Source organism: Streptomyces sp. MB09-02B (assembly GCF_033794485.1).
Taxonomy (GTDB): Bacteria; Actinomycetota; Actinomycetes; order Streptomycetales; family Streptomycetaceae; genus Streptomyces.
The window spans coordinates 1-1,706 of record NZ_JARGEE010000813.1; the positions used below are offsets into that span (position 1 = coordinate 1).

The 1,706-nt window shown below is 70.5% G+C and carries 2 protein-coding genes and 1 pseudogene; 1 reads left to right on the top strand and 2 read right to left on the bottom strand.

Translation table 11 applies throughout. From position 1 onward, the window contains the following. Positions 1–19: 19 nt before the first annotated feature. Together P1P70_RS44285 and P1P70_RS44290 are read right to left on the bottom strand one after the other, a co-directional pair. The gene (locus tag P1P70_RS44285) at positions 20–604 is read right to left on the bottom strand and encodes a hypothetical protein (RefSeq protein ID WP_319248112.1); all 585 of its coding nucleotides are present in this window, start codon (positions 602–604) and stop codon (positions 20–22) included. Between the two features lie 131 nt (positions 605–735). Further along, positions 736–1,371 (bottom strand): annotated as a pseudogene (locus P1P70_RS44290) (hypothetical protein); the annotation flags it as partial. 155 nt (positions 1,372–1,526) lie between these two features. On the opposite strand from P1P70_RS44290, the gene P1P70_RS44295 reads away from it, so the two are divergent. Further along, a partial coding sequence (locus tag P1P70_RS44295; RefSeq protein ID WP_319248114.1) for a hypothetical protein occupies positions 1,527–1,706 on the top strand: 180 nt, incomplete at its 3' end.

Below are 1,706 nucleotides of genomic sequence, written 5' to 3' on the forward strand. Positions count from 1 at the left end.
GCCTGTACACCGGGACGTTCTACTTCGACCGCGCCTCCAACAAGATCCTTTTCGACGCCGTCAATCCGACCACCGCCCCCTCGTCGTCGGCCCTGGTCGGATTGACGGCGTCGAAAAGGATCTTGTTGGAGGCGCGGTCGAAGTAGAACGTCCCGGTGTACAGGCCGGCCGTGATCTCCTCGTTCGCCTCGGTGCTGGTCAGCCACTCGGTTTTACCGGAAGTCGAACCGCCGAGGGCCGCGGGGATGCCCTCGGGCTCGGCCTTCTCGAACGTCCTGCCCGGAGCGTCGAGGACGGCCTTCATGTCCTCGGCGGTGGTCTCGAAGTAGCCGACCATTCTGATGTCGCTCGGACCGGGGACACGGGACGAGCCGCCGACGAGGTCCATCGCGCACCATTCGGTGGTGACGACCTCGCCCAGCCCGGAGAAGCGGTCGGCGACCTGCTGGGTGGTGTCACGGATCTCGCAGCCCGCCGAGGCGCTGTCCGTCCCGGGGGCGGACCCCCGCGGTTCCGAGCCGCAGGAGCCCACCGAGACCATCACCGGGACGATCGCGGCGAGGACGAGTGCGCCCTTGCGTGCGGCGCCGGCTCGCGTTGCCACTAGCGGCCTCCGCCGGACACGGACGTGGAGCCCAGGATGTCGCCGCGCCACCAGGTGGCCGAACGGGTGACCGTGCCTCGGCTGATGAAGGGTTTGGCCCAGCCGAGGGTGGCGAACCTGCCGTTGACCTCGTCGGGGGTTCCGCTCGCGATGTCGCTGCGCACGCACTCCGGGGAGGACAGCGTCACCGTGGCGACCGCGCCCGTCTCGGAGGTGATCGTCGGCAGTCGAAGGCGGGTCAGCGGCAGGATGTCGTCGACGCCGTCGACCCGGTTCGGCCGCATCTGGTAGGTGAAGGACAGCGGGTCCGGGGCGATGCCGGTGCCCGCCTTGCCGGTGCGCTTGGTCGAGGTCAGCGTCAGTGTCTGGTCGCTGGAGTCGCCGATGTCCCCGCCGTCCAGGTACTTCTGGGTCAGCACCCAGGAGTCCACGGCCGCGTAGGCGCTGGTAGCCGCGGACCAGGAGTAGGTGTCGATGTCTGTCAGCCGCTTGCGGGTGAAGAAGGACGGCGCGGAGGTCTTGCAGTCCGCCGCGTCGGCCCCGTTCGCGCGGATCGCGTCGAACGGCACGTCCGGCCAGTTCTCCGCGGTGTCCTCGGCGGACTCGGCGCAGTCGGATGCGGTGCGGCGCCCGGCGTAGGAGAAGGTCACCTTGGCGTCGGCGTCATCGGTGAACAGCGCGCCCTTGCGCAGACCGTACTTGATCTCCTTGAGACGACCGCCGCGAGTGCAGGAGGCGTTGGCCATGGTCGCCTTGTTCTTCTGATGCGTCCACACCGATGGCGCGTCTACTCCTGGACCCGCGCCGGCCCTCCGTCGGGCTGCTCCGCCCGGCCACGTGGTGCGACCACCCGCGCGATCGGTGTCGGTCCCGGCACTCTGGCGTCGTTTCACGTCACGGCGAGGTCGGTGTGGAGTTCTTCGTGTCCGTGGACCCGCCGCCCGGGTCGTCCCCCGAGGTCGCCGCCCACGTCCCCACCCCCACCGCCGCGATCAACGCCACCGCCGCCGCACCCAGGGTGATCCGACGGCGGCGCACCGCGCTCCCCCGGTTCCGCGCCGAACCCGGCCGCGGCGCCCCCGTGGAGCGGGGCACCCTCGCC